The sequence below is a fragment of the Streptomyces sp. NPDC059499 genome, assembly GCF_042749285.1.
Taxonomy (GTDB): domain Bacteria; phylum Actinomycetota; class Actinomycetes; order Streptomycetales; family Streptomycetaceae; genus Streptomyces.
The window spans coordinates 151,215-174,623 of record NZ_JBHYTT010000007.1 but is presented as its reverse complement, the minus strand read 5'-3'; the positions used below and the strand labels follow the sequence as shown (position 1 = coordinate 174,623).

Genomic DNA, 23,409 nt, shown 5'->3' with positions numbered 1-23,409 from the left:
GCCGGCCCGGTCCGCCGGGTACCCAGCACACGGCGGGCCTCCGCGCCGTCCGGCGCGGAGGCCCGTCCCGTCTACTCCGCGGGCTTGTCGGAGTCCATGCCCGCGCGCGCCTTCTTCCATTCACCGCGGGTGAAGTCCGGGATCTGCTGCGGAACTCCCTTGGCCTTGATGGAGAGGTGGCTCAGCGGAACCGGCGCCGTCCAGGTGGCCGCGTCGTAGACGTCGAAGTCGGGCGCGAGTCCGAGCCGCATGCACTGCATCAGGCGGAACACCAGCATGTAGTCCATCCCGCCGTGACCACCGGGAGGGTTGGCGTGCTCCTTCCACAGCCAGTGGTCCCAGTCGGCGTACGCGGAGAAGTCCTTCCACTGGTCATCGGTGTGGTCGGGCTCGAGATAGATGCGTGTCGGGTAGTCCTCGAAGACGCCCTTGGTGCCACCGAGGCTGTTGATGCGTGAGTACGGGTGGGGCGTCGACACGTCGTGCTCCAGGCGGATCACCCGGCCCTTCGCCGTCTGGACGAGACTGATCGTCCGGTCGCTCTCGATGTAGGTCTCCTTCCAGCTCGGGTCACCGGCGGGCATGTGCTGCTCGCGGTACTCGGCGAGACCGCGTGCGGGTGAGCCGACGCTGGTGATGCTCACCGCGCGGTCGCCGCGGTTGATGTCCATGTAGTTGGCGACCGGTCCGAATCCGTGGTTGGGGTACAGATCGCCACGCAACCGGGTGTGCCACAGGCGCCGCCACGGACCCTCGTAGTAGTCGGGGTCGAACATCAGCCCCCGAAGGTCGTGGTTGTACGCGCCCGCCCCGTGCAGCAGGTCGCCGAAGAGACCGGCGTGCGCCATCCGCAGCACCCGCATCTCGTTCCGGCCGTAGCAGCAGTTCTCCAGCTGCATGCAGTGTCGCCGGGTCCGTTCGGAGAGGTCGACCAACTGCCAGAGCTGGTCGAGCTGGAGAGCGATCGGACACTCGACGCCGACATGCTTGCCGTTGAGCATGGCGGTCTTCGCCATCTCGAAGTGGAAGTCCCAGGGAGTCGCCACGTAGACGAAATCGATGTCCCCGCGCTTGCAGAGGTTCTCGTAGTCGTCCTCGCCGTTGGTGTACACGGCGGGCGCGGGCTGACCCGCCGCCGTCACCTTCGCGGCCGCCCGTTCGGCCTTGGCCTTCACCGGGTCGCAGACGGCGACGACCTGTACTCCGGTGACGGCGAGGAAGAGATCGATCATGCTGCCGCCACGGTTGCCGAGGCCCACGATGCCGACCCGCACGGTGGAGCGCCGGTCGAAGGGCACCCCGGCCATGGTCCTGCCCTGGCGTGCGGGGACGGTCGCCGGACTCGCCGACTCCGCTGCTGCTGCCGTGCCGCTGCCGAGTGTTCCGAGTCCGAGCCCGGCGCCTGCCATTCCGGCCACTCCGGCTGTGGTGCGAAGCACGGAACGACGGCTCATCGAGCCGTCGTCCGTGTTCTGCGGGTCCTGGTCCTTTGGTGCGTCGTCGTTCATCGAGCCTCCAGGAAGGGGGATCTGACGGTGCGCGCATAAGTGCGGGAAGCCATGGGGGCATGACGGGTTCCCGAACCTCGGTAAGGACCCTGGACGGTGGGACTGCTGTTGCGCAAGGGATGCGTTTGGCCTCGCGCGTGGACTCTCGCGCCGAAACCATGGACTTTCCGGCGGTGTTGCCGGAGGACGGGCGTGCCGGACCCGGACGGCCGGCGGGCGCCCGGGACCGGGTACGCGCAGGGGGGTCCTGGAGACCGGTGGGGTCGCCGGGGACATGGTGGTCCGAGGGCCGCCGGGCGCCCGGGGACCGAGGTGCGCGCCAGGCTCAGGGACCGGCCGGGGCGTCGGAGGTGCGGTGCGCGCCGGGGTTCAGAGGACCGGCCGGGGCGTCGGAGGTGTCGTGCGCGCCGGGGTTCAGAGAACCGGCCGGGTCGCCCGCTCCAGCTCCATCAGTGCCGAGTAGTACGTGCGGCCGGTCGCCCGGTCCAAGCCGATCTCGCACATCCGGTTCGCCGACAGATACGCGTCGTACTCCCGGGTGTTCACCTCGGCCGCCTCCTTGGCGGTCGCCGAGTCGGTGAGCTCCTTGTGCAACATGCCGCGGTCGCCCGCGAACGCGCAGCAACCCGCGTCGTCGGGAATGACGACGTCCTCCGCGCAGGCTTCGGCGACCGCGCGCAACTGTTCCACGTCTCCCAGATGCTCCATCGAGCACGTGGGATGCAGGACGGCCGAGCCCACTGTGCGGAACACGGTCAGCGAAGGGAGCAGCTCCTCCGCTGCCCAGACGAGCGAGTCGACGACGGTCAGCTCACGGTGCAGATCCCGGTTGGCCTCCGTGAGGTACGGCACCACCTCGTGGGACATGCCGAGCGTGCAGGAGGACGCGTCGACGACCAGCGGCAGCCTGCCGCCCGCGGTCCAGCCCCAGGCCGCCTCCACGATGCGATTGGCCATCACGGCGTTGGCCACGTCGTACCCCTTGGAGTGCCAGATCGTCGCGCAGCAGGTCCCCTTGACGTCCTCGGGGATCCACACGGGCTTCGCGGCCCGGGCGGACAGGGAGACGACCGCCTCGGCGAGCGACGGCGATCCTTCGTCCTCGGGTCCGGCGAAGATGCGGTTCACACAGGCCGGGTAGTAGACGGCGTGCGCACCCGCCCGGGAGGTGGGAGGCATCCTCCGGCCGGCGGCGCCGGGGATCTGGGGCAGCCACTCCGGTACCAGATCGGGGCGAACGGCCTTGCGGGCCAGCCGGGTCACCGATTCGAGCAGACGGTCGCCGACCCGGTCGGAGACGGCGTCGGCCGCGGCGACCGCGAGACGTGCCGAGACCTCCACCGCCTTGAAGTGCTTCGCCGTGAGAGCCGCGATGCGCCCCTCGCGCGGCGAGTGCCGGTGATGACGGAAATCCTTCATCATCGCGCCGGTGTCGATGCCGACCGGGCAGGCCAGCTTGCACGTGGAGTCGCCCGCGCAGGTGTCCACGGCGTCGTACCCGTAGGCGTCGAGGAGACCGGCCTCCACCGGGGAGCGGTCCGGCTGGCGCATCATCTCCCTGCGCAGAACGATGCGTTGACGGGGGGTGGTGGTCAGGTCCTCGCTGGGGCAGGTCGGCTCGCAGAAGCCGCACTCGATGCACGGATCAGCGACCGGCTCGACCTTGGGGATCGTCTTGAGCCCGCGCAGATGCGCTTTCGGATCGCGGTCCAGGACGATCCGCGGCGCCAGCACCCCGTCGGGGTCGATGATCTGCTTCGTACGCCACATCAGTTCGGTGGCCTTCGGGCCCCACTCCAGCTCCAGGAACGGCGCGATGTTGCGCCCTGTGGCGTGCTCCGCCTTCAGCGATCCGTCGAAACGGTCGACGACGAGCGAGCAGAAGCTGTCCATGAAGGCGGCGTACCGGTCGACGTCCGCGGATTCCGCGGCGTCGAAGGCGAGCAGGAAGTGCAGGTTCCCGTGCGCAGCATGACCTGCCACGGCGGCGTCGAAGCCATGGACGGCCTGGAGTTCTAGCAGGGCCTCGCAGGCTTCGGTGAGCCGGGACGGCGGCACCGCGAAGTCCTCGGTGATGAGCGTGGTGCCCGAGGGGCGGGAGCCGCCGACGGCGGTGACGAACGCCTTGCGTGCCTTCCAGTAGCCCGCGACCGTGGCGGCGTCCCGGGTGAACGCGTTGGTCACGGACACGGCCGGCACGACGAGGTCGAGACCCGTGACGACCGAAGCCGCCGCCCGCTCGTGGGCCTCCAGAGCGGCCTCGTCCGGGGCGCGGAACTCCACCAGGAGCGCCGTCGTCCCCCCGGGCAGGGACGCCCAGTCCGAAGGGACGCCCTGGACGCGCACCGATGCCCGCAGGGTGTTGCCGTCCATCAGCTCCACGGCGATCGCACCCGCCTCGTTGAACTGCGGCACGGCCGCCGCGGCTGCGGTGAGGGAAGGGAAGAACAGCAGAGCGGAGGAGACCAGGCGGTCCAGCGGCAGCGTGTCGAAGACGACCTCCGAGATGAAGCCGAAGGTGCCCTCGGAGCCGACCATCAGCCCACGGAGGATCTCCACGGGGGTCGACCCGTCCAGGAACGCGTCGAGCCGGTAGCCGTTGGTGTTCTTGATCTCGTACTTGGCGCGGATCCGGGCGGTGAGCCGCTCGTCCGCCTCGATCTCCGCCTTGACGGCCAGCAGCCCTTCGCACAGGCGCGGCTCGGCGTGACGCAGCAGCTCGTCGGCGGCCGGTTCGGCCGTGTCGACCACTGTGCCGCTCGGCAGGACGAAGGTGAGGGAGGAGACCGTGCGGTACGAATTGCGGGTCGTGCCGGCGGTCATTCCCGAGGCGTTGTTCGCGACGACACCGCCGATGGTGCAGGCGATGGCGCTGGCGGGGTCGGGGCCCAGCAGTCTGCCGTGCCGGGCGAGCGTGGCGTTGGCGCGCATGACGGTGGTCCCCGGCCGGATCCGTGCCCGCGCCCCGTCGTCGAGGACTTCGATGCCTGTCCAGTGGTGGCGCACGTCGACGAGGATGTCCTCGCCCTGCGCCTGTCCGTTGAGGCTGGTGCCCGCGGCCCGGAAGACCACGTTGCGGCCCTTGCCGTGGGCGTACGAGAGGATCGCCGAGATGTCGTCGATGTCCTTGGGGACCAGGACGACCTGCGGCAGGAAACGGTAGGGACTGGCGTCCGAGGCGTACCGCACGAGGTCGGAGATCTTCCAGAGCACCTTCTCCGCGCCGAGCAGGGCGGTCAGGTCGGCACGCAGCGGTGCGGGTGTGCCCGCGGCCTTCCAGCCGGGCACCCGGTCGGGGGACGGCGCCCGTGCCGTACCAGGACGGAGGGCTTCCGGCTTCGGCTCCAGCAGCGGCATCTCAGGATCTCCTCGACGACACGGTGCGGTGCCCCGCACCGCGCCTCAGCAGCGGCGGCGCTCCGGCATTCCGTCCACCAGAGCGGTCAGCAGCCCGCCGAGCACCTCGCGCTGCTCGGCGGTCAATGGAGCCAGGATCTCCTCTGCGGCTGCCTTCCGCGCGTTGCGCAGCGAACGGAGTGTGGCCCTGCCCTCCTCGGTGATCTCGATGCGGACCACCCGGCGGTTGGTGGGGTCGGGCGCGCGGCGCACTCGGTCATTGGCCTCCAGGCCGTCCACCAGGGTGGTGACCGCACGCGGGACGACGTCGAGGCGCTGGGCGAGATCGGCCATCCGGGGCGGATCCTCGTAGTGCGCGACCGTGCGCAGCAGCCGGAACTGCGCCGGAGTGATGTCGATCGGCTCCAGCTGGCGGCTCTGGATGCGCTGGAGTCTGCGGGTGAGGCGCAGCAGCTGTTCGGCCAGAAGACCGTCGGGATCGGGGGAGTCCATGAGGGAACAATATCAGGACCTTGTTCATTGTGAATAGAGGTAACAATGAGCTAGGCTCCGTAAAGTCGAGATCCCGCACGCCCCTCCGCCGCGCGCCTCCCCCGAGGCCTGCTGGCTTCACGCCTTCGAAGGAGCACATGAAACCCGACGAACCCACGTGGACACCCCCTGCCGGTGATGCCCAGCAGCCGCCCGCCGAGCTGCGTCGCATCTTCCGCCTCTTCCGCCCCTACCGTGGCAGGCTCGCGATCGTGGGGCTGCTGGTCGGCGCCTCGTCACTGGTGTCGGTCGCCACCCCGTTCCTGCTCCGCGAGATCCTGGACACCGCGATCCCTCAGGGGCGTACGGGACTGCTCACGCTGCTCGCGCTCGGCATGATCCTCACCGCCGTGATGACCAGCGTCTTCGGCGTGCTGCAGACCCTGATCTCCACGACGGTCGGCCAGCGCGTCATGCACGACCTGCGCACCGCCGTCTACACCCAGCTGCAGCGGATGCCGCTCGCCTTCTTCACCAGGACCCGCACGGGCGAGGTCCAGTCGCGCATCGCCAACGACATCGGCGGGATGCAGGCGACGGTCACCTCCACCGCGACCTCGCTGGTCTCCAACCTCACCGCCGTCATCGCCACCGTGGTCGCCATGCTCGCGCTGGACTGGCGGCTCACGGTCGTCTCGCTGCTCCTGCTGCCCGTATTCGTCTGGATCAGCCGCAGGGTCGGCCGCGAGCGCAAGAGGATCACCACCCAGCGTCAGAAGCAGATGGCCGCGATGGCGGCCACGGTCACCGAGTCGCTCTCGGTCAGCGGCATCCTTCTCGGCCGCACCATGGGCCGCTTGGACTCCCTCACCAAGGGCTTCGCCGAGGAGTCGGAACGCCTGGTCGACCTCGAAGTGCGTTCCAACATGGCCGGGCGGTGGAGGATGTCGACGATCGGCATCGTCATGGCCGCGATGCCCGCCGTCATCTACTGGGCGGCCGGCCTCACCCTCCAGTCGGGTGCCACGGCCGTCTCCATCGGCACACTGGTCGCCTTCGTCTCGCTGCAGCAGGGCCTGTTCCGGCCGGCGGTGAGCCTGCTCTCCACCGGCGTGCAGATGCAGACATCCCTCGCCCTGTTCCAGCGGATCTTCGAGTACCTCGATCTCGACGTGGACATCACCGAACCCGAGAAGCCCGTCCGGCTGGAGAAGATCCGGGGTGAGGTCGCCTTCGAGAACGTCACCTTCAGCTACGACGAGAAGAGCGGCCCGACGCTGACCAGCATCGACGTGACCGTGCCCGCCGGCCGCAGTCTGGCCGTCGTCGGTCCCACCGGCTCGGGCAAGTCGACGCTCAGCTATCTGGTGCCGCGGCTGTACGACGTCACCGGCGGACGGGTCACCATCGACGGGGTCGATGTCCGTGACCTGGACTTCGACACCCTCGCCCGGGCCGTCGGCGTGGTCTCCCAGGAGACGTACCTCTTCCACGCCTCCGTGGCCGAGAACCTTCGCTTCGCCAAGCCGGACGCCACCGACGAGGAGATCGAAGCAGCGGCCCGCGCCGCGCAGATCCACGACCACATCGCCTCGCTGCCCGACGGCTACGACACGCTCGTCGGCGAGCGGGGGTACCGCTTCTCGGGCGGTGAGAAGCAGCGCCTGGCCATCGCCCGCACGATTCTCCGTGACCCGCCCGTACTGATCCTCGACGAGGCGACGAGCGCCCTCGACACCCGTACGGAACACGCCGTGCAGCAAGCCATCGACGCGCTGTCGAAGGGGCGCACCACCCTCACCATCGCGCACCGGCTCTCCACCGTCAGGGACGCGGACCAGATCGTCGTCCTGGACGGCGGGCAGGCGGCCGAGCGCGGTACGCACGCGGAGCTGCTGGAGAGGGACGGCCGGTACGCGGCGCTCATCCGCCGCGACGGCGACCTCGCCCCCGTGGCCACATGAGGCGTGACCGCGCCTGTGCGACGGCACGCCCGTACGGCATGATCGCCGTCCATGAGAGCTCTGCTCGGGGTGGAACTCCCCGGATACCGGCCCGTGGACGAAGACGCCTGGGCGAATGACGACGGCGATGTGCTGTCGCTGCACTACTTCGGGCTGCCGCCGGACCTTCCTGCCGCGCTGGAAGACGGCCCGACCCTGCGCAACACGCTGACGCACTGGACCGCGCAAGCGGGCGGCGGACTCATAGAGGCATCGGTGAAGACGCTGGGCGGGCTGCCCGCGCTGCGTCAGATACTGAAGGTGCCGCTGCCCCAACAGGCCCACGGACAGGTGTTCATCGGCAGTTTCACGGTGCCCCGGGCCGGATGCAGCACGGTGGTGAAGATCCAGGCGCCCGAGCGCGGAATGACAGGCATGCGGGAAGCCGTCGTCCTCGCGAAGCTCGGCCCCGACCAGTACTTCCGGCCGCACCCCTATGCCCCCGAGGTCCAGGGCGGCCTTCCCTTCCACGCGGCCGATCACGCCAGGTGGGACGCGGAATTCCCGGACCACCCGCTGACCCGGGTCCGGCGGACCCTCGACGCGCTGGTCGAAGCGGTCACCGTGGACCCCGGATTTGCCGCGCTGGCGCCCTTCGCGGGCCCGGTCGAACCTGCCCCCCGCGGCTGACGAGCCCCGTCACACACGGCGGCGCCGCCGCTCCCGTGGGACGGGGAGCGGCGGCGCCGGTCGAGCAATGGTCAGACGAGCCAACCCACGAAGTGGACGACGCCGGCAAGCAGGTTGGTGAGGAAGTTCATTCGGTGCTTCTCCTTGTGCATGGTGCATCGGTGGGACTGCGCAGTCGCGGTCTGCAGCCCGTTGCCTGCGCCCTGCAATCATCAGGCTGCGCACCGGAGTTGATCGATGAGATGTGAGACGATCACACGTTCTGGCGAACACCCGATCCCCTGTTCGTGTGTTCTGTTGCGCTCGGTGCGGGTCAGGCGGAGGCGCCCTGCGCGGCGGGCGTACCGCTGCCGGTCCGCTCCAGCAGACGGGTGATCGAACGGGCGGCGGCCCGTCCCGCCCGGTTGGCGCCGATCGTGCTGGCCGACGGACCGTACCCGACGAGATGAACGCGCTCGTCCCGTACCGCCCGGGTGTCCTCGACGCGTATGCCGCCGCCCGGCTCGCGCAGCTTCAGCGGGGCCAGATGATCGACTGCGGCCCGGAATCCGGTGGCCCACAGAATCACATCGACCTCGGCCGTCCGGCCATCGGCCCAGGTCACCCCGTCCGGAGTGATCCGCTCGAACATGGGGAGCCGGTCGAGGACCCCCTCCTCGCGTGCGCGTCGGACAGCGTCGGTCAGCGGCAGTCCGGTCACGCTCACCACGCTCTGCGGGGGGAGCCCGAGCCGTACACGCTCCTCCACCATCGCCACGGCGGCCCGCCCCTGCTCCTCGCCGAACGGCCCCTCCCGGAACGCCGGGGGCCGACGCGTCACCCAGTACGTCGCGGCCGCCACCTCGGCGATCTCCATCAGGTGCTGGGTCCCCGAGGCCCCACCACCGACCACGACCACCCGTTGTCCGGCGAACTCCGCCGGCCCTGGGTAGTCGGCAGTGTGCAACTGCCGCCCCCGGAAGGTCTCCTGGCCCGGATACCGCGGCCAGAACGGCCGGTCCCAGGTCCCCGTCGCGTTGACCAGGGCACGCGTGGCGTAGGTGTCCTCGGACGTCTCGACGAGCAGGCGGCCGACCTCTCCTTCGCTGCCTCCGCTGCCTTCGCGCACGGCCTTCACTTCGACCGGACGGTGTACCCGCAGGTCGAAGCGGTTCTCGTACGCGTCGAAGTACTCGGCGATCACCTCGGACGAAGGGCGGCCGTCGTCGGCGCCCGTCAGTTCCATGCCGGGCAGGGAGTGCATGCCATGGACCTTGCCGTAGGTGAGCGACGGCCAGCGGAACTGCCAGGCACCCCCGGGCCGCGGGGCGTGGTCGAGTACGACGAAGTCCCGGTCGGGTTCGAGCCCGGCGCGTCGCAGATGGTAGGCAGCGGACAGCCCCGCCTGCCCGGCGCCGATCACGACCACGTCCAGCTCGCGCATCCCGAAGTTGTTCACCCTTCTACCAACCGTGGGCGACTCCCGGATCTTCCCGGACCCACCGGGGGCGCGACCGCCCGCCGACAGCGCCAGAATGGGGCCATGCCCGACTCCTTCGCCACGCACCTGCTGAACATCGCCACTGGACGGACCGAGACGGTCACGGACCTGACGGCGGACTGCGCACAGTTCCTCGCCCGTGTCGCCCACGGAAGGGACGGCCTGCTCAACGTCTTCGTCCCTCACGCGACCGCCGGAATCGCGGTCCTGGAGACCGGAGCGGGCAGCGACGACGACCTCCTCGCGGCCCTGCAGACCCTGCTCCCCGCCGACGACCGCTGGCGCCACCGCCACGGAAGCCCCGGCCACGGCCGCGACCACGTGCTCCCCGCCCTCGTACCGCCGCACGCGACCCTGCCGGTGATCGGGGGAGGGCTGGAGCTCGGGACGTGGCAGTCGGTCTGCCTGGTCGATACCAACAGGGACAATGCCGACCGGCAGGTGCGGTTGAGCTTCTTTGGCTAGTCCGTCGCTCAGGTTGCTTGGGACTGTAGAAGGGATGTCCGGCCGCACCAAGTGAGGGGGGCGCGGTCGACAAAGGCTGTGGCGCCTGAGGGCGGACTCAACGCTTGCTCGTCGCGAAAGACCAGCGCCGTGCTGATCTGTTGAGATGCAGGCGAGCTAGGACCGGCAGTCTGATGTGCCTCGTTTTGGGTATCGGAGCCCACGTGGCCCAACTCGGCCGCCGGTAAGCCCGCATCGGGAGCGCCATTGCGCCGAGGAGCTCAGCGGCGTATCTCCGCGGCAGGGCAACCCGTCGCATCGGCGACAGTACTGCGTTTGGAAATGATTGCATTTGTTCCTCTGTGTGCCTAGGTAGCGACGGGCTGTTGGGCGGTTCTGTTTGTCCAGGTCATGTCTTGCAGCAGAGTGCTCAGTTGTTCCGGCAGCCGGTGAGACAGGGCGGGGCATCGGTGCAGTTGTGCGATCGCGGCTTCAAGGGGGCCACCGTCGTGAACGCTCCAGATGCCCGAAAGGACGCTTGGCGTGGCCGCATTCCTGCGGCTCAGCTTGAACCTGGCGCTTCTGAGGGGCCGGGGCACCCTGTCGCTGCCACGTAACGCCTCCGCCGGCTGCCTCGGCCTCAGTGATCATGGATAAGGCCCGCTGTCTGCAGGCTCTGACATCGGCCGCAACCGCCCCCGGGCCCGGCGTGCACTACGGCCGGGCCTGGGGCGGTTGGCGCGACGTCGGCTTAACGGCTCTCCGTCAGCCGCGACATGTAGTCCTGTCGCAGCGCGTCGAGGACCTGCGCTGCCTCCGGGAGTCCGGCCTTCCGACAGCGTGCCGCCGCCGCCGTCAGCCGGGCGATGGCCTCCTTGAACCGGCGCAGCGCGTTGCCCTCTATCAGGGCGGCGATCCGGACCGCCTCTGCACGCGCCGACTCGCCCTCCTTGCCGCCCTGTTCGTGGGCGATGACGGCGGCCTCCGTCTCGGCCAGGGCCTCCTCGAACCGCTCCGCCTCCGCCAGGACGCGGCCCCGGCGGTAGTGCACGGTGCCCCGCTCGAACCAGGGCACGAAGTCCTCCGTACCCTCCGGCACTGATGCCGCCAGCACGTCCGCCTCGACGAGGTGCTTCAGCGCCGTCTCCAGGCCCTCCAAGCCCTGCGCGTTCATGACCAGACGCGCGAATTCGCACATCATGTGCATGAGCAGGGACGGGTTCGGCGCCTGCGCATGCGCCGCCAAGGCACGCTCGTATGCCGTGCCCGCCGCGTCCCAGCGGTCCGCCAGAGCCAGCGCGATGGCCGTCTCAGCGGTCACCATCGTCTGGATGGGGGCGTCGTCCTCCCAGTCGGAGACGGCGTCCGCCAGCCGCAGGAACTCCTCGGCCGAAGGCAGGAACTCCTCCAGTTCCCGCAACCCGCGCGCCAGCATCAGCCGAGCCTGGGCTACCGTCCGCTCGTCGAGCGCGGCCGCCGCCTCCTCTGCGACCAGCGACTCCAGGACCGCGACCGCGTCGGCCTGCTGGCCCGTCTGCATCAGGACGTCGATCAGCTGCAGCCGCACCTCCGCCGCCTCCTGGGAAGCTCCGGACTGATCGAACCGCGCGGCCGCCTCCGACAGGTGGCGCACCGCGCTCGCGTGGTCGCCCAGGTGCGAGACCGCGTGGCCGAGCATCGCGTACGTCGGCGCCATCGGGAAGTCCGCGTCGTCGTACTGCACCGCGTCCGCGATCGTCCGGTGCAGCAACTCCACCGCCTCCTGCGGTCGCTCCTGTGCCATCAGGATCTGGGCGAGCAGGGCTCGCGGGCGCGAACGGCGCCACGGCCGGTCGGCGGCCTCCAAGTCCTTCAGCGCGGTGCGCAGCCCTTCCTCGGCGCGCACGAGGTCGCCGTGGCGGCCAGCCACGTCCGCGGCGAACTGCCGTGCGTTGGCAACCTGGTGAGGGACGGACAGCCGCTCCGCCTCGGTGTGCAGGGCCTGGACGCACGCCTCGAAGTGCTCGACGGCACCTGGGGAGACTTTCGGACCGCCGCGCCCCAGCTCCCGGTAGGCCGCGTACGTGCGCGCGTAGTACACCGTGAGGTACGCCGTCTTGCGCTCCTGCTCCAGGTCGTCGCAGGCCGCCGCCTCCGCCGCTCCGAGGGCCTCGCCCGTGAACGGGACCTCGGTGAACAGCCGTTCGGCCTTGTTGAGGAGTTCGCCGAAGGCGTCCCGGATCCCGTTGGAGTCAAGCCGCTCGGCGTCCCCGGCCGGCTCGGCGTCCCTTTCGGCCGACGGGTCCGTCCAGGCGAGGGCGAGGGCCCGCGTGGACAGCGCCTGCCACGGCATGCCGAGCCGCTCGTACAGCTCCCCGGCCTGGCGCATCTCCACGGTGGCCTCGTCGTCGCGGTCCGCCGTCGCCAGCTCGCCCGCCCGCTGCTCGGCGAGTTCGGCCCGCAGCAACTCCAGCGGGCCGAGCACGTCGTCGTGCACCGTGCTGCCGTCGGCCAGGCGCTCGGCGATCCGCGTCCACAGCCGGGTGTCCCCGGGGTGACCCACGCTCGCCATCCGCCGGGCCTCGCGCACCAGGGTCACGAAGTCCTCGGGGATCGCGACGGCGGCGGTAGCTGTCGGCGGCACAGCCGCGGCCGTCGCCGGTCGGGCGACAGACGTCCTCAGGCCCAGCGGCAGCGGCGCGTCGAGCAGCGGACGCTGCGACAGTCGCTCCCGGCGACGGTCCCCGACCGCCGTTGTACCGTTGCGGGCGTCGAACGCCGCCGTCAGCGGGTCCGCCTGCGCGCGGACGTGCGCGAGCAGCTCGTCCGCCGTCCAACTCCGTCCCGGCGGACCCGCGACGCCCGTGTCGGCATGCCCGTCCTCGACGATCCGGGCGAGCAGCAGCTCAACGCCTGTCAGGAAGTCCAGGTGGGCCAGCGGAGCGCCGGTCGCCTCGAACAGCGGCCGGTTCTCGGCGAGGATCTCCAGGCCGCGGCCCTCGTTGCGGGACAGCACGCAGAACTCCAGGTGCCGGCCGACCCAGGCCTGCATGCCGGTGTTGCCGCGAACCCGGCGGTAGCCGGTCAGGTGGTGCGAGCGGGCCTCGTCGAGCCGGCCGGAGCGAAGTAGTGCCCCGAGCGCCAGCGCCTGGCTCATCTGCGGCTCCTCGGCGCAGCCGATCGCCTCGTCGAGGACAGGCCGCAGCGTGTCGAGCGCCCCTGGGTCGTCGCACCCGTCCATCTGGTGCGCGGCAAGGTGCCGGGTCTCGCACGCCTCGCAGTCGCTCAGCTCGGTGCGCGGCCGGGTGACCCACAGGTCGTAGGCGTCGGCGACCCCCGCGCCCGTGTGGGCCGCGACCTGGTAGCGCATCGCCGCCACGGGCTGCATGCCGTGCCCGGCCTTCTCGTACCGGCGCTGTGTCTCGTCGATCCAGCCGCGGACCGAGGCCAGCGATACCTCGGGCACGTCGAGCAGCGAGGTCGCCACCCACTTGAAGCGCCAGTAGACCTGGTGGGCCTCCCACTCGCTGAATTCCTCGGGAGACTCGTCCCACAGCGTCAGCAGTCGGCCGAAGACGACCGGCGACTTGCGGTACTCGCCTGTGTACTCGTACGCCGACATGAGCTCCAGCAGAGCGGTGACCAGGACGTCCGGCTTCTCGAACTGACCGGCCGCTTCGACGAGTTCTTCGGCGGTAACGGTGCGCTGAGGACCGTGCGGGCGGTCGTGGTTCTCACGCAGTGCCTCGATCACGGCCTCGGGGGTGTTCAGCATCAGATGTCCTTCCGGGGCCCGGAGCCGTCCGCGTCCGTGCCGGGGTTGTGCATGGCGTGGGTGAGCAGGCCGATGAAGGCCCGGTTCAGCAGGGCGCTCTCGCTCGCCTTCAGCGGGCGGCGGCTGAGCAGCAGGGCCTGTCCGTACAGAGCCTCGGCGGTGGTGACGGCCAGACCGCGCTCGGAGATCGTGATGGCCTGGCGCACCAGCGGGTTGAGGTGGTTCAGGACCAGCTGAGCGCGCGGCGTCCCGTGCCGCAGAGAGCCCAGGATGTCGGCCCACAGGCCGTCGCTCTCGGCGGCAAGACTCGACCGGGTCCGCTCGTGGCGCGCCTCACGGTTGTCGAGCAGCAATGCCGGGGCGGTCACCGGCTGGAAGTCGCGCAGCACGACGTCGCAGTCGTGCACGCCGATCGTCTCCCTGGCGACGAGCAGGAATGCCGCCGCTCGCAGTTCGGCCGTCGGGTCCACAGCGTCCAGATGGGCGGTGACCGTGGCCGGGTCGAGGTCGCTCACGGAGGTGCCGGGACGGATCTCCGGCAACCGGTGCACGAGATCGCGGTCGTAGGTGTAGCCGCCGTTGACCACGCCCAGGCCGGCCGCCGCGGCGATCGGGGCGACCTGCCGGAACTCCTCCACACTGCGGGTGACCAGCAGTGTGGGGTGAGTGCGTGCGAACTCCTCCAGCGTGACGTTGCCGTCGGTGGTCTCGAACGGCAGCCACGGCAGCACCACCCGCAGCAACTCGTCGTCGTAGCGCGCCAGCGCCTTCACCGCGAGGTGGTGGGTGTCGATGAACCGGTGCAGCAGCGCCGGGTCGCTGGCCGCGAGCCCGGTGAGCCAGTCCCGGATCCGGTCGCCCAGGGCGTCCCGTACGGCAGACAGCGTGCCGTCCTCGTACAGCGACTCGCGCGAGGCCGTCGGTCGCAGGCTCGTGGTGTCGATCACGCAGCGCACGAAGAACGCCCAGTCCGGCAGCAGCTCGGGCGCCTGGTCGGTGAGCAGCATGCCCTTCAGGTGCACCCGGTGACCGGCGCGCTGCGCCGGGCTCACGGCCGTCGGCAGCACGTACGCGACACCGCGCAGCCCGGCCGCCGGAAGGTCCAGCTCGATGGTGTCGAGCGGGGTGAAGTCGAACCGGTCGCGGCAGTATGCGGTCAGCGCCTCGCGGCGGGCGAGCGGGGAGCGGTGCGTCTGCTCCCAAGGCGGCGTGTCGTTGATCCGCTCCTTTGCGCCGTGCGGGTCCACGACAGTGACCTCGTGCCGCAGCAGGCTGCCGTAGTGCCGGGCCAGGTCGACGACTCGCTGCGGGCTCATCCACTCGGCGTTGTCGGCCCGGGGAACGAGCCGCACGGTCGTGCCCGGTTCCGGCACGGCGGAGGACGGCAGCGTGCGGATCGTGTAACGGCCGTCGGAGTGGCCGCGCCACTCGACCGCGGGCGCCGAGGGGTCGGCCGCGGACCGGCTGAGCACGGTGATCTCATCGGCGACGACGAAGCACGCCAGCAGACCGATGCCGAACTGGCCGATGAACTCGCCGCGGGCGGACTCGAGTCCGGCGCCGTCCAGGGCGCCTTCGGCGTTCCGCTTGGAGCTGCGCCCGATGGTGGCGAGGAAACGGTGGACGTCGGCCTCGGTCAGTCCGATGCCGGTGTCCGTGACGGTGAGCGTGTCACCGGTGCGAACGGTGATCGTGCCGGGCGCACCCGGGGCGACGGCCTGACGGGCGGTGATGGCGTCCACGGCGTTCTGCAGCAGCTCGCGCAGATAGACGCGGGGACTCGAGTAGAGGTGGTGGGAGAGCAGGTCAACCAGGCCGCGCAGATCGACCTGGAAGGTATGGGCGGTCTCGGAAGGGGACACCGGACAGAATCCTTCACTGGCGCGCCCGGGCCGGCGAACGGCACGGACGGGAAGACGGGCGAACGGGGGGTAGGGGCGGGCGCGGCGCTCAACTCGGCGTACACGCCCTGCGGGTCAGCGCCCGGCGGCCGAGCAGTGCTTCCGGTAAGCCGCGACGGGGTCGGAGCCGTTCAGGTAGTCCCACGGGGACTCCGTGACCCGCCCCTGCGTGGCCTGGAAGCACTCCCGCGCGGAGGCCCGGTCCCCGGCCAGCGAGAACGCCATCGCGAAGCTGTTCAGCAGCCCCAGCCATGGGCCCTCAGGCACGAAGTCCGGGTGCCGGTACGAATGGTCCGCCGCCTGCCTCAGCGACTCCGTCACCTCGGGCCGGCGCATGTACGCGGCGTCAGGGCCCGAGTCGAGCGACAGCCACTCCTCGATGTGCGCGTCCGGCACCAGCCGGCCCAGGGGCGTGCCACCGGGAGCCTTGAGAACGGACTCGCGGGCGAACGCGTGCATCTCCTCGTGCGACCCGCCCCACTTCTTGCAGATCTGCTGCAACAGCTGCGTGTGCGCCCCCAGGTGGTACGGGTCCCGGCGCACGGTCGCCTCGAATCGGCGGCGCGCCGTGACCTGTCCGACCTGCAGACCGCGGCCGGTGACTTGGAGGACGTACCAGGGCGAGGTCCAGCGCGGCTCGAGCTCGGCAGCCTTGTACAGCCACTCCTCGGCCTCGCGCAGCCGGGAGTGGAAGACTTCGAACTGCTCGCGCGAGACGTTTTTCGCGCGCGCCGAAGTCCGGGCCTCCCAGCCCCAGCTGACGTAGCGGATGCCCGCGACGGTCAGCGCCAGCGCCGAGTCGGGTTCCGACTTCAGCACGTCGCCGATCCACCGCTCGACGCCGGCCGTGTCGCCGACGGCCCACAGGAGCCCCGTACGGTCCTGGCTCTCCGGTCGCGCCTCCAACAGGCTCCGCACGGAGCCCCAGTCCGCTGCGGCGGCCGCCTCGTGCACCCGCGCCACGTCCGGATCGCCGGAGTCCTTCTCGAGCCGCGCCGTGGGCCGGCCGGTCCATCGGCCCAGCGTGAGCCCCCAATCACGGAGCAATGCCATCGTCCCCACCCCTTGGTGTCTCTCACAGGGAGGCAATTGATCACCCCCTGGTGGAGGTAGTGACTATCACGCGCGACTGACATTCGCACATCTGTTTAGTGACGCCCGGCCGCGCGGCCGATCCAGAAGAGGTGGCCGGCGCCGAGGAAACCCAACCCGACGCTTGTACTGCCGGTCGGGCCTGACGGCCACCGGTCCACGAGCCCGAGCAGGGCGTGGCTCCGTGTCCGCTCCGACCTCGCCTTATCGTTGGCCTTAGCATTGCGGAGGGTGATTGGTTCGGTGATGATCCCCCGGTGTGACCATCCTTCTCGCCGTCCTGCTCGGCGTGTTCCTCGTCGTGCTCTACCGGCACTTCATCACCCCTCGCCGTATCGGAGAGCGCTTCGTGGCGTCCGACTACGGTCTTCCGCCCCGTGAGCAGCTCGACTCGCGACGCCCCGGCCCACCCCCGCCGGCGCACCGCACGGAGGAGCGGCAGGCCGTCGCCGACGCTGCGTGGGGAGGGGATTGGCAGTCCGCCGAGCGGTACGTCCGGGCAGCGGGCGACGACTGGGACGAGCGCTGGAACCGGCTGGAGCTGCTGCAACAGGTCGCCCGGGAGGACGACGCCTGGCTCGACGCCTGGCGCGTCGCCGAGCCCCGGAACTGCGACGCAGCCACCCTCCACGCGAGCATCTTGGTGCACCGCGCCTGGGAGATCCGGGGCAGCGGGTATGCCCACGAGGTCAGGACCTCGGACATGAAGCGCTTCCGCGCCATGCTCCCGGCCGCGATCGAGGAGGCGCGGCAGGCCGCGCTGCTCGACCCCGCTAACCCGGGCCCCTGGGTCGTGATGGTCACGGCGGCGCGCGGAGCGAAGTACCGGCGCGCACAGTTCAAGCTGCTGTGGGAAGGGCTCGTCGCCCGCGCCCCCCACCACTACGAGGGGCACTGGCAGGCCCTCCAGTACTGGTGCGCAAAGTGGTTCGGCAGCGACCGGCGGATGATGCGGTTTGCCCGCCAGGCGGTCCGCAAGGCCCCGCCCGGCAGCCCGCTGGCCGGGATCTATCTCCACGCGCTGAACGAGCTCACCGAGCGGCACGCCATCGGCGCGCTGGCCGTCATGCCGATGGCGCGGAGCGTGCTGAAGCAGATTGCCGCCTCGTTCGACCGGGTCGCGCCTGATGACGAGAGCCTGCCCGTCCTGCGCCACTTCCTGGCCCATTACATGCTCCGGTCGATGATGTACGCGCCCGCCCTGGAACAGTTCCGCCTGATCGGACCGTGGTGGGGCGCCCAGCCCTGGCGGGAGAACGGGAACCCGGTCAGGGCCTTCGAAACGGCCCGCGGCACGGCCGCGAAGCTGTCCCGGACGCGTCCCGACCCGCAGCCTCCGGTCTACAAGAGGGGTCGCTAGCCTCGGCGGGGAAGTGCGGCCAGGCGATGAAATGCGGCCGCGAGTTCATGTCGCCAGGGCCAAGTCGCCGCGATCCGGAGGTGGAGGCGGCGGCCGCCTCGGGTGATCCGGGCGGCGACGTGCAGGATCCGGTAGCGGAGTTCCTTGGGTTCGGCAGCCGCGAGATTGCCGTCCAGGAGGAGGGCGCGGGTCCAGTCGAGGGGGTCGATCGCCGCGAGGCTGAGTTCGAGCCAGGCGGCGTTGACCGGGGATCGGCGGCAGAGGAAGCGGCCGAAACCCGTGGTCTTGCCGCACCGTATGTGGTCCTCGACATATAGCGCCTCGGCTGGTCAGATCGCCTGGCCGTGGAGCCTGCCCGACCGCGTACGACGGTTGATCGCAGAGGACAGTGAGGAACGATCGGCGCGGGCACATCGGTCCTGCATGGCCTGAGGACGGATGGCGACGCGCGTTACGACTCCTAGCGGGCTCTCCGGCCAGGATGACGAGCTGATAGCGCGAGGGATGTGTCATGGTCGGCCAATGCGCGCCGTACCCGCTTCAGTCGCCGTGTGCCCCGAAAGGTGACGACGACAACACGGGTTCGGTCTGCGTCGCAATGCGGTTGGTCTGGGTTGTCTTAACGGAACTCGGTGGACACGAATGTCGACGATACGGACCGTCAGGTGCGGTTGAGCTTCATGGGCTGACCGAGATCGTCCTGGGGGTGGCCGCCGGTTCCCTGTACTCCGCGTGCTCGATCGCCACCGGGCTGCTGGTCCCGTCCAGTCCTGGCGTGTGGACCTGCCCCGGTTCCCAGCGGCGGGTAGCGCCGGTGAGTGCAAGCATCGGCGGACTACTTGGCGTCGCGCTTCCGGCGTGCGCGCTCGAACTCAGCGTTGTCCGACATCCAAGGGCCGTGCTGGTCGAGTGAGGCACAGCCGCCGCGGACGAAGGCACTCACCAGGTTCCGGTACCCGCTGATCCCGTCGACCAGGCCGTACTCGACCCGGTACTCCGGATCCGCCCCGCCACGTTCACCCTTGTGCACCGTCGTGACCCGGGCGGCGGAATCCGCGTAGAAGTGGAGCTGGATCCCTTCACCCATCTCCTCGTCCTCGATGGTGAACACTTCGTTGTCCGCGGTAGAGCGATCGCCGACAAAATCCCAGAACTCCGCGGTGGCACTGCGGGGACCACCAAGGAGCCACTTTTTCTCGACGCCCTTGTCGTCGGTGAACGACAGGATCGTCTTCCTCGCACTTCCGCCGAGGCCGTCGCTGTCGCCGGCAGGCTCCTCGTCGTCCTCCACGGGGGTGTTCCTGGAGTGGTCCGCGGCCTCCGAGCACATCAGGAAGCTCACGGTACGCACCGCGTCATCGACGAGCTCAGGGTGTGCACGGCGCACGGCCGCGTCGACCGTCGCCGCCATCCGTTCCCAGTCGCGCTTGTCCGTGGCGCGCTTGCCCCGTCGCGGATCGCGGCTGATCCGCATGCCGGTACATGCCTGCTCCGCGGTGGCGATCACACGCATGACCTCCGGCAGCAGCGCGGGGTCGACGGCGTCGGGCATCCGCTTCGGAACCGTCGCGCCGTGCAGGTACTGGCCCGTGTACCTCAGCATCGCGGCGTCGAGTGGACCGAGCACTGTTCCGCGCTCGGCGCGACGGCGGTTCGCGTGGTACTCCTGAGCCCTTTTCCCGTTGGACGTCTCTGTCGCCGCGCCCATTGCCGCGCAGACCTGACCGCGCTCGAGGAGCTTGATGTCGGCTCCATGGGCGATGAGCTGGCCCCTGGCCCATTGGATGCGCTGGAAAAGCGCGTCGACATCCGCGGGCGCGGAGAGAAGGATCGGGTCCAGGAGCGCGACGGCAGCGTTCTCGTCGAGCCGCCCCCGGGTTCCGGCGGCGTCGCACAGCGGAAGGACCGCGCTCCACAGCAGGAGGTGTCTGGCCAGGTCCTCCCGGATCACCGCAAGATGGGCTTCCTCGATCGGGAACGTGAACGTGCGAGGCTCATGGTTGGCGTCTGCCCCGGCACCGAGCATCAGCTTCAGCTCACCGGCCTCGCGGATCACGTTCGGGATCCAGCCGCTCCTGCGGGTGAAAACGATGTCACTCATGGACTCAGTCTTCCTTATCGGCCGAGACGAGCGAGTCCCGCCTGCACCGATCTGACCGGCCGCTTCGGTTCGGCAGCGGTCTCGACAGGAAGCGACCAGAGGGGAACCGCCGACCGACCCACCATCACAGGAATGCGGCAAAGCTTCACTGGTCGACCCGTGAGCGAGTCACTTCCAGAACGGCACCGGGTGGACACGGTTGGCCGCGGGCACACGGGGAGCATCACGGCGAAGCCGCAGCCCCATCCCGAACCATCTGTTCATGACCACCGTTCAAATTCGGCGTCGAGGCGCATGTCGGTGCGCACCCAGACTTCGCCACCGGCAGCCTCGGCCGGAGCGTCGACTCGTTCGAGACCCAGGAATTCGATCAAGCTGAGCAGTTCGGCTCGTTCCGCTCGGTCATCGCCGACATCATGCGAATCGAAGAAGACGTAGTACTGGTCGCTCGGGTCCACGATGCCCGAATTCGCCCAGATCCGAGCGACTTCTTCGATTGCCGCGGCTTCGGTCGTGATCGTGGCGGCGCGGGTAGCACCGCGAGTCTCCGGTGACGCGTCGAGGTCGGCGAGGTCAGAGAACCACTGGCCGAAGTGGTCGAGGCCGGCATAGCCGTTCTCGAAGAACAGCATCGCACTCGGCATATAGCGATTGGCTCTGTCGGCCTTCAGGTATTCGACCCGGCGTCGGTCCGCCACTTCGATCCGGGCGATCACACCTTGACCGGGCATGAGCACCAATCTTTGGCCCGCCGGCACGTCTTCGATGGTGTAGGTGTCAGAATCTCGCTCCCGGAAGAACGCGGAGAAGGCTACGTACGCTTCCTGAGGGTCGCCCACGGAGACCTGCTGGTCGTTGCCGTCACCGACAACGAAGACGAACTCTTTCGGTCCGGGGGTGTAAGGGCGAGCCATACGTGTCCTTCGTTCAATTCTGACAACCGCACCAGCGTAGTCGTATCAGGGCAGACGGATCTGCCTTTCATCGCCGCCGAATTGCCACGCCCACATGCGAATACATTCCGGGCACGGCGAAGCCACCGACGTTCCCGCCTCTCCCGAGCACTATGGGAGGTCAGCGGCGGCCGGTGGCCAGGATGACGAGGAACTGGCCGCCGCCCGGCTCGACGACGGCGGTCACCGGCAGCCCCGGTACGAGTCGTGAGAACCGGTCCACCAGCCAATCCGCCGCGTCTTGGGCGTCCCGCTTCGTCGGACAACGGCCAACCATCTCGCGGCCCCCCTTGCGCTCCAGCCTCTCGGCAACGGTGATCAGCGGCGCGGGTTCGACGACGTACAGGCTGTCCGGCCAGGCGATGACCACCTTGACCGCGCCCTTGCGGGTGTTGCATCCGCGGTGCGCGAGCCGCTCGGCGACCTTGGCCTTCCGATCGGCGGTCCGGCTGTCGACGCTGGGCCCCCGCGGGTCGTTCACCGACTCGTCGGGGTCGACCGCCTCGTCACACACCCAGCACCGCCAGCCGTCGCGCTCGGCCACATCATCAAGGAGACTCATCCGAGCAAACTAGCCTGCCCGGCCGCCACCCGGTGCATCAGGGCCCCGGCAAGGTCTCGACACCGACCGACGTCCACCGGCACCGAGACCCCTCGCGGCCCACCCGTACCCGTTGTGAGCGGAGCCCCACGTTCAGTGCTCGCAGAGGGAGAATTCTCGCTCGTAAAGCTGCTCGTTGTGCTCGTCGACGAAGAACTTGCGTTCCCGCATGAGTTGTTCGCGAAACTCATTGGCCTGTTCAAGCGTCATGGTCGAAGTTTCGGACCATGGTTGCTGCGGTGGCACATCGGATGTCGAGACGATCTTCTCCGACGGGTCGACCAGGAAGAACGCGAGAATCTTGCGATGTCCCGGGCGGGCGGGGTCCGTGAGGCGGAAGGAGCCGACGCGGTGTTGCAGGATGTTCGGGAACGCCAGGCAGCGGCCCGCCGGGGTCGACGCCGATCCCAGCGTCTGGTTGAGCGCGTCTTCGTCCTCCAGGCCGTAGACCTCACGCAGCCCGTTGTCGTCGTTCTGCTCGTAGTTCGGGTCGTCGAGTGCCGCACGGAAGCTCAGCCGGCTCTCGGTGATGTTCTCGCTGTCCCAGTAGTAGATGCCGGTCGAGACGATCCGCTCGTTCAGCATCCCCTCCACATGCCAGGAACCGCCGGAGTACTCGGGCTTGTCCGGGGTGAGGTGGATCGTGGCGAGCTTGACGATGACCTGGAGACGGCGGCCGCGCAGGTCGACCCGGGCGGATTCACCGGGCAGCTCGGGCGGGGTGAAGGCCGGGGCGTCCGGGATGACCGGGCGGCGGTTCTCCCACCAGTCGTCCTCGGCCTCCTCCCAAGCGCGGAGGGCTTCCGCGTAGGCCCCGTCATCGCTGTAAGCCGATTTATCCGGATGCTCAGGCTCTGAGTCGTACCACCCGTAAGGATCGGCCTCGATCCGCAGGGGCCGAGGATGGCGCAGATCGGTGAGCACGTTCTCCAGCAGAGGGCGCATGCGTGCGAGCAAGTCCGGTAGGACGGAGTCCAGTTCGTGATGAGTCTCGGGGTGCACGTTGTTGACGTACGAACGGAAGGCGATATCGCCGTCATCGCTCACGTCGACGTCCGTGGGCAACCACTGGAACTTCTCCGAGAGTTCGTATTTCGAGTAGCGGTCCGTCTCGTTCTGCCAAGCCCGCTCGGGCGCCTCGCTCACCCCCTTCACCAGGCAGAACAGTGAGGGATGAACCAGATCCAGAACCTGGCCGTCGGAGCCGGGATGCCAGTCCTGCTCCGCTTCGGGGACCTGTTCCAGAACCCGGACCGCTTCGCGCAGCCGGGATCCGAGCTTGTCGTCGACCAATGTGTCCGACTGCCACACCCCGTCGACGGCGGACACCTCGATGCCGGTTCGTCCGTCCCGCAGCGCGGCGTAATGCACGAGTTCGTCGAGCACGTAACGAACCTGTGCTTCGGTGAGCCCTTGGGCGACCGCTTCCTGCGTCCACCTGGCGACGATGTCGGCGTCGTTCATCTTGTCGAACCACCCCGGCTTCGCCCGGATGTGTGAGCTGCACTGCATCATCTGAAGTTCCCGCAGCGTTCGGGGTGTCGCGAACGATATGGAACGGGAAGCACGAAAGGGCAGCGGGAAGGCAGACAGGCCGGTCAATTCTCTTGGTCCTCCGACTCGGTGTGCGGTGGCGGGAAGGATACTTGAGCGGACTGACACCGCAGCGCCTTCGTCACGCCGAGGCATCAGTTCGTGCGAGGGATGTAACAGACCCGGATCCTGGGTGGCCGGCCGATGGGCAGCAACCAGAA

15 protein-coding genes and 1 pseudogene are annotated in these 23,409 nt (G+C 69.5%); 4 read left to right on the top strand and 12 right to left on the bottom strand.

Going from position 1 to position 23,409, the window contains the following annotated elements:
* Positions 1–71: 71 nt before the first annotated feature.
* The 3 genes from ACFW9O_RS18705 to ACFW9O_RS18695 form a co-directional block, all read right to left on the bottom strand.
* Positions 72–1,508 carry a Gfo/Idh/MocA family protein gene (locus ACFW9O_RS18705; protein ID WP_384610607.1) on the bottom strand — a complete coding sequence of 479 codons (1,437 nt, stop codon included), beginning with the start codon at positions 1,506–1,508 and terminating at the stop codon, positions 72–74.
* A gap of 414 nt (positions 1,509–1,922) precedes the next feature.
* Positions 1,923–4,865 carry an FAD-binding and (Fe-S)-binding domain-containing protein gene (locus tag ACFW9O_RS18700; protein ID WP_384610605.1) on the bottom strand — a complete coding sequence of 981 codons (2,943 nt, stop codon included), beginning with the start codon at positions 4,863–4,865 and terminating at the stop codon, positions 1,923–1,925.
* A 45-nt stretch (positions 4,866–4,910) separates the two neighbouring features.
* Positions 4,911–5,357, bottom strand: coding sequence for a MarR family winged helix-turn-helix transcriptional regulator (locus ACFW9O_RS18695; protein ID WP_383175683.1), 447 nt, complete (start codon positions 5,355–5,357; stop codon positions 4,911–4,913).
* A gap of 137 nt (positions 5,358–5,494) precedes the next feature.
* Here ACFW9O_RS18695 and ACFW9O_RS18690 point away from each other — a divergent pair, with 137 nt between their 5' ends.
* Positions 5,495–7,300, top strand: a complete 1,806-nt coding sequence (locus tag ACFW9O_RS18690) for an ABC transporter ATP-binding protein (RefSeq protein WP_384610603.1) — start codon at positions 5,495–5,497, stop codon at positions 7,298–7,300.
* A 51-nt stretch (positions 7,301–7,351) separates the two neighbouring features.
* Positions 7,352–7,969 carry a hypothetical protein gene (locus ACFW9O_RS18685; protein ID WP_384610601.1) on the top strand — a complete coding sequence of 206 codons (618 nt, stop codon included), beginning with the start codon at positions 7,352–7,354 and terminating at the stop codon, positions 7,967–7,969.
* A gap of 313 nt (positions 7,970–8,282) precedes the next feature.
* Here the strand turns inward: ACFW9O_RS18685 and ACFW9O_RS18680 are convergent, their stop codons facing one another.
* Positions 8,283–9,392, bottom strand: coding sequence for an FAD-dependent oxidoreductase (locus tag ACFW9O_RS18680; RefSeq protein ID WP_384610833.1), 1,110 nt, complete (start codon positions 9,390–9,392; stop codon positions 8,283–8,285).
* 99 nt (positions 9,393–9,491) lie between these two features.
* Between ACFW9O_RS18680 and ACFW9O_RS18675 the strand changes: the two genes are divergently transcribed.
* A complete protein-coding gene (locus ACFW9O_RS18675; RefSeq protein WP_384610599.1) occupies positions 9,492–9,914 on the top strand; it encodes a YjbQ family protein in 423 nt (140 codons plus the stop codon).
* A gap of 730 nt (positions 9,915–10,644) precedes the next feature.
* Here the strand turns inward: ACFW9O_RS18675 and ACFW9O_RS18670 are convergent.
* The 3 genes from ACFW9O_RS18670 to ACFW9O_RS18660 form a co-directional block, all read right to left on the bottom strand.
* Complete coding sequence (locus ACFW9O_RS18670) at positions 10,645–13,647, bottom strand: tetratricopeptide repeat protein (RefSeq protein WP_384610597.1); 3,003 nt, start codon at positions 13,645–13,647, stop codon at positions 10,645–10,647.
* Positions 13,647–15,509, bottom strand: a complete 1,863-nt coding sequence (locus ACFW9O_RS18665; protein WP_384610595.1) for an HSP90 family protein — start codon at positions 15,507–15,509, stop codon at positions 13,647–13,649. The genes ACFW9O_RS18670 and ACFW9O_RS18665 overlap by 1 nt, the downstream gene beginning before the upstream one ends.
* A 114-nt stretch (positions 15,510–15,623) precedes the next feature.
* The gene (locus ACFW9O_RS18660) at positions 15,624–16,601 is read right to left on the bottom strand and encodes a hypothetical protein (RefSeq protein ID WP_384610593.1); all 978 of its coding nucleotides are present in this window, start codon (positions 16,599–16,601) and stop codon (positions 15,624–15,626) included.
* 298 nt (positions 16,602–16,899) lie between these two features.
* Here ACFW9O_RS18660 and ACFW9O_RS18655 point away from each other — a divergent pair, with 298 nt between their 5' ends.
* Positions 16,900–18,000, top strand: coding sequence for a hypothetical protein (locus tag ACFW9O_RS18655; protein WP_384610591.1), 1,101 nt, complete (start codon positions 16,900–16,902; stop codon positions 17,998–18,000).
* Here ACFW9O_RS18655 and ACFW9O_RS18650 read toward each other — a convergent pair.
* The 5 genes and pseudogenes from ACFW9O_RS18650 to ACFW9O_RS18630 all read right to left on the bottom strand — a co-directional run.
* Positions 17,997–18,311 (bottom strand): annotated as a pseudogene (locus tag ACFW9O_RS18650) (transposase); the annotation flags it as partial. The gene ACFW9O_RS18655 and the pseudogene ACFW9O_RS18650 overlap by 4 nt on opposite strands.
* 524 nt (positions 18,312–18,835) lie before the next feature.
* Complete coding sequence (locus tag ACFW9O_RS18645; protein WP_384610589.1) at positions 18,836–20,101, bottom strand: DUF6357 family protein; 1,266 nt, start codon at positions 20,099–20,101, stop codon at positions 18,836–18,838.
* Between the two features lie 260 nt (positions 20,102–20,361).
* Complete coding sequence (locus ACFW9O_RS18640; protein ID WP_384610587.1) at positions 20,362–21,015, bottom strand: hypothetical protein; 654 nt, start codon at positions 21,013–21,015, stop codon at positions 20,362–20,364.
* Between the two features lie 160 nt (positions 21,016–21,175).
* Positions 21,176–21,616 carry a hypothetical protein gene (locus ACFW9O_RS18635; protein WP_384610586.1) on the bottom strand — a complete coding sequence of 147 codons (441 nt, stop codon included), beginning with the start codon at positions 21,614–21,616 and terminating at the stop codon, positions 21,176–21,178.
* 132 nt (positions 21,617–21,748) lie between these two features.
* On the bottom strand, positions 21,749–23,257 hold the full coding sequence (locus ACFW9O_RS18630) for a DUF4246 domain-containing protein (RefSeq protein ID WP_384610831.1): 1,509 nt from the start codon (positions 23,255–23,257) through the stop codon (positions 21,749–21,751).
* Positions 23,258–23,409: the final 152 nt, after the last annotated feature.